We start from the raw sequence: 4,127 nt of genomic DNA on the forward strand, positions 1-4,127 counted from the left end.
GCGCGGCGCCGGTCCGCACGCGCTGACGGCCCGCGCCGGGCCGACGGGATTCCGAAACCGGCGCTAAGCGCCAAAGGGCCGCGCCCCGCCTTGCGGCCGGCGCGGCTCGGGTCCATGGACGCGGGTGGCCCGGCGGGGCGGCTTCCCGCCGGCGGGCCCGCGCGACACCCGCGCGGGAGCCGGAATGAGGAGATGATGATGGGCACACGCGACGAGGCATTGGCCAGGGCGGGGCGTTTCTTCGACGAGGGCCATTTCCGTACCCTGCTGGGCGATCTGGTCTCGGTGCCCTCCAGCTCGCAGGAGGCCGGGCGGGTGGGGGAGATGGAGCGCTACCTGACCGGGCTGATCCGGCCCTGGCTGGAGCGGCTCGGCTTCACCGTCACGCTGCATCCCAATCCCGAGGAGGGCTTCGGCCCGATCCTCACCGCCCTGCGCATCGAGGATCCCGCGCGCCCGACCGTGCTGCTCTATGGCCATGGCGACACCGTGGCCGGGCTGGATGAGCAATGGTCCGAGGGGCTCGAGCCCTGGCGCCTGACCGATCGCGGCGACCGCTGGTACGGCCGCGGCACCGCCGACAACAAGGGCCAGCACGCCATCAATCTGGCGGCCCTGGAGGCGGTGCTGCAGGAGCGGGGCGGCCGGCTCGGCGCCAATGTGAAGCTGGTGCTGGAAATGGCCGAGGAGCGCGGCAGCAAGGGCCTGCGCGATTTCGTCGCCGCCCATGCGGAGGAACTGGCCGCCGACGCGCTGATCGCCTCCGACGGGCCGCGCGTCGAGCCCGGCCTGCCGACCATCGCCACCGGCACGCGCGGCACCTGGCATTGTGACCTCGCCGTGTCGCTGCGCGAGGGCGGCGTGCATTCCGGCCACTGGGGCGGGCTGACGCGCGATCCGGCCATCCTGCTCGCCCACGCCATCGCCAGCATCGCCGACAAGGACGGGCGCGTGCGGCTGCGCGACTGGCTGCCGGGCGGCGGGGCCGGCGTGCCGGAGGCGGTGCGCGCCGTGCTGCGGGACTGCCCGGTCGGCGGTGGCGACGGCGCGGCGAGCATCGATGCCGGCTGGGGCGAGCCGGGGCTGAGCGATGCCGAGAAGATCTATGGCTGGAACAGCTTCATCGTGCTGGCCATGCTGAGCGGCCGGCCGGAGAATCCGGTCAATGCCGTGGCCCCCTGGGCGCGGGCGCATTGCCAGATCCGCTACACCGTGGACAGCGATCCCTCCGGCTTCGAGCCGGCGCTGCGCCGCCACCTGGACGCGGCCGGGCTGGAGCTGGTGCGCATCGAGAATGCGGGGCTGCGCATGCCGGCCAGCCGAACCGCGCCGGACCACCCCTGGGTGCGCTGGGCGCAGGAGAGCATGCAGCGCAGCCTGGGCAAGCGGGTGCAGATCATCCCCAACAGCAGCGGCGGCCTGCCGGGCGATGTCTTCGTCGATCATCTCGGCGTGCCTCTGGTCTGGGTGCCGCACAGCTACAACGGCTGCAAGCAGCACGGGCCCGACGAACATCTGCTGACCGCGCCGGCGCGCGAGGGGCTGCTGGCCTTCGCCGGGATGTGGTGGGATCTCGGCGAGGCGGGCACGCCGCGCGGCTGAGCCCGCCTCCGGGCGGCCCCGGTGAGGGCTGCCCCGGTTTCGCCGCGCCGCCGCCGCGCCCGCGCCACGCGGCGGGGCGAGCCTCCCCCTGTCGGTCCGGCGATCCCGCCGGCCGGCGGTAAGGGAGGCGGCGCGATGCGACGACGTGACCTGCTGGGACTTGGCCTGGTGTCCCTGGCGGCGGGCACGCCGCTGGCGGCCGCCGCGCAGCGCCCGGATGAATGGCGCCGCCTGCGTGAGGAGGAGGCGCGCCGCCGGGAGATCGAGGCGCGGCGCCATGTCGAGCGGGAGCAGCGGCACTGGGAGGCGGAGCGCCGCCAGCTGGAGGAGCGCCACCGCGAGGCCCGCCGCCGCGAGGAGGAGGAGCGCCGGCACCGCGACGAGGAACGCCGGCGCTTCGAGGAGCGGCAGCGCGAGGCCGCCCGCCGCGCCGAGGAGGAGCGCCGCCGCGCGGAGCGGATGCGCCAGGAGGCCCGGCGGCACCGCCACCCGGGCTGAGGTGAGGGGCGGGGGAGGAAGCACCCGCCGGCGGACAGGGCCCTGACATCGGCATGGGCCTCCGGCACGGCCCTCCCGGCACGGCCCCCCGAAGTCCCGGCGGGCGCGCCGCGCCCCTTTGACGCGGCTCCGCTTCCGTCCGATCCTCTCCCGGCCGTCAGAAGCCCGGAGGAGACCCGCATGACCAACTACCCCTTCACCGCCGCCGACCTGGAAGCGCTGCGCGCCTGGGACACGCCCACCATCTGCAACGCGCTGGAGATCACCTCGCCCGAGCGGCGCGGCTATGGCTACACCGTCCGCCCGCTGGTGCCGGCCGACGTGACGCTCCGCCCGATCTGCGGCCTGGCCCGCACCGGCGCCATCCGTGCCGCCGCCCCCTCCGGCCGCGAGGCGGCGAAGGAGCAGTCCATCCGCACCGGCTGGTACGAATACGTGGCCGATGCCGCCATGCCGACCGTGGTGGTCCTGCAGGATCTCGACGACACGCCGGGCTACGGCGCCTTCTGGGGCGAGGTGCATTCGGCGGTGCACAAGGCGCTGGGTGCCCAGGGCTGCGTCACCAACGGCTCCTACCGCGACATCGACATGCTGGCGCCCGAGTTCCAGATCCTGGGCGGCGTGATCAATCCGAGCCACGCGCATGTCCACATGGTGGCCTACGGGCTGGATGTCTCGGTGCACGGCATGGCCTGCGACCACGACGCGGTGGTGCATGCCGACCGGCATGGTGCCGTGGTCATCCCGCAGGATGCCGTGCGCCGTCTGCCGGCGGCGATCGATCTCTGCACGCGGCGCGAGAAGCCGATCCTGGATCTCTGCGCCTCCGGCCAGTTCTCGGTGGCGGCGCTGAAGGAGGCGCTCGCCAGGTCCAAGGAGATCCACTGACCGTGCGCCCCCGCCTCGCCCCCTTCATGGCCTTCGGGCTCGCGCTGGCGACCCTGCCGGCCGCGGCGCAGCAGGACGAGGGCTGGACCCGCTTCCTGCCGGCCATGGCGCCCGGCCTGGTGGCCTGCCTGGAGGGCGAGGCGGGGGGCGTCGTCACCGCCGCCATGCCGATGAACCACGGCCGCGTGCTGGTCCGCCTGCAACGCCCCGGTGGGGAGCGGCTGGAATGCGTGGCCGAGCTCGGCCCGCCGGGCCGGCCGGCCCGGCGCGAGACGCTCCGCCCGGTCGGCGTCGAGCCGCCCTGGCCCGGGGAGGACGGGCGCCGTTTCACGCTGCATCCGCTCTGCGCGGGCGCCGCGGGCGTGCGCGACGAGGCCGGGCATCCCGCCGGCTGGCTCAATCCCGAAGGCTGCGGCTGACGCCGGCGTGCGGGACGAGATCGCCGAGATCCTGCGGCTGCAGCGCCAGTACAGCGCCCTGCCGACCCCGGCGATGCAGCGGCGCGGCCTGCTGGTGCGCCGCCTCCTGCCGGCGGCGCTGATGCGCGGGCGGGCGCGGCTGGTCCGGGCGCTCGGCCCCCATGGCGAGGATCTCCGCGCCGAGGGGCGCGACGGCCTGGGCTCGAGGGCGCGCCTGCCCTGGACGCGCTTCCATTCGCGGGCCCGCTCACCCAGCGCGCGGCAGGGCTGGTACTGCGTCTATCTCTTCGACGCGGCGGGGGAGGCGGCCTATCTCTCCCTCGCCCATGGCTCGACCTTCTACGAGGATGGCGCCTTCCGGCCGCGCCCGGCGGCGATGATGGCGCGGCTGGTCGCGGCGGGGCGGGCCGTCCTCGCCGCGGACCTCGCCGCCGAGCCCGGCCTGACGCTTCCCTTCGATCTGGGCGGCGGCGCGCTGGGCCGGTCCTATGAGGGGGCGGCGGTGGCGGCCCGCCGCTATCCGGCGGCGGCGCTGCCGTCGGATGCGGGCTTCCTGGAGGATGCCGGGCGCTTCGCCGCCCTGCTCGGCCGCATCCATGCCGCCGAGGATGCCGGCGCCATGCCACCCGCTCCGCCGCCGGAACGCATCGAGGTGGAGAATGCCGCCGCCGGCCGCCCCGGCCGCGGCCGGGGCGGGCAGGGCGGCGGGCTGCCGCCGCG

5 protein-coding genes are annotated in these 4,127 nt (G+C 75.6%); all 5 read left to right on the forward strand.

The window, feature by feature from the left end:
- The first annotated feature begins 198 nt into the window (after positions 1 to 198).
- Positions 199 to 1,602 (forward strand): M20/M25/M40 family metallo-hydrolase, encoded by a 1,404-nt coding sequence (locus ACVMLK_RS19935; RefSeq protein ID WP_198367463.1) that lies wholly within the window; start codon positions 199 to 201, stop codon positions 1,600 to 1,602.
- Positions 1,603 to 1,737: 135 nt separating this feature from the next.
- A complete protein-coding gene (locus ACVMLK_RS19940; RefSeq protein WP_457487404.1) occupies positions 1,738 to 2,100 on the forward strand; it encodes a hypothetical protein in 363 nt (120 codons plus the stop codon).
- A gap of 180 nt (positions 2,101 to 2,280) precedes the next feature.
- Positions 2,281 to 2,988, forward strand: coding sequence for an RraA family protein (locus ACVMLK_RS19945; RefSeq protein ID WP_457487405.1), 708 nt, complete (start codon positions 2,281 to 2,283; stop codon positions 2,986 to 2,988).
- A gap of 2 nt (positions 2,989 to 2,990) precedes the next feature.
- On the forward strand, positions 2,991 to 3,407 hold the full coding sequence (locus ACVMLK_RS19950) for a hypothetical protein (protein WP_457487406.1): 417 nt from the start codon (positions 2,991 to 2,993) through the stop codon (positions 3,405 to 3,407).
- A 7-nt stretch (positions 3,408 to 3,414) separates the two neighbouring features.
- On the forward strand, positions 3,415 to 4,127 hold a 713-nt coding region (locus ACVMLK_RS19955), incomplete at its 3' end, for an MrcB family domain-containing protein (protein ID WP_457487407.1).

It is taken from the genome of Teichococcus aerofrigidensis, assembly GCF_054073225.1.

What these genes read in the sequence shown, in the direction of transcription:
- ACVMLK_RS19935 (WP_198367463.1), top strand. Translation starts at nt 199, where the DNA reads ATGGGCACACGCGACGAGGCATTGGCCAGGGCGGGGCGTTTCTTCGAC.
- ACVMLK_RS19940 (WP_457487404.1), top strand. Translation starts at nt 1,738, where the DNA reads ATGCGACGACGTGACCTGCTGGGACTTGGCCTGGTGTCCCTGGCGGCG.
- ACVMLK_RS19945 (WP_457487405.1), top strand. Translation starts at nt 2,281, where the DNA reads ATGACCAACTACCCCTTCACCGCCGCCGACCTGGAAGCGCTGCGCGCC.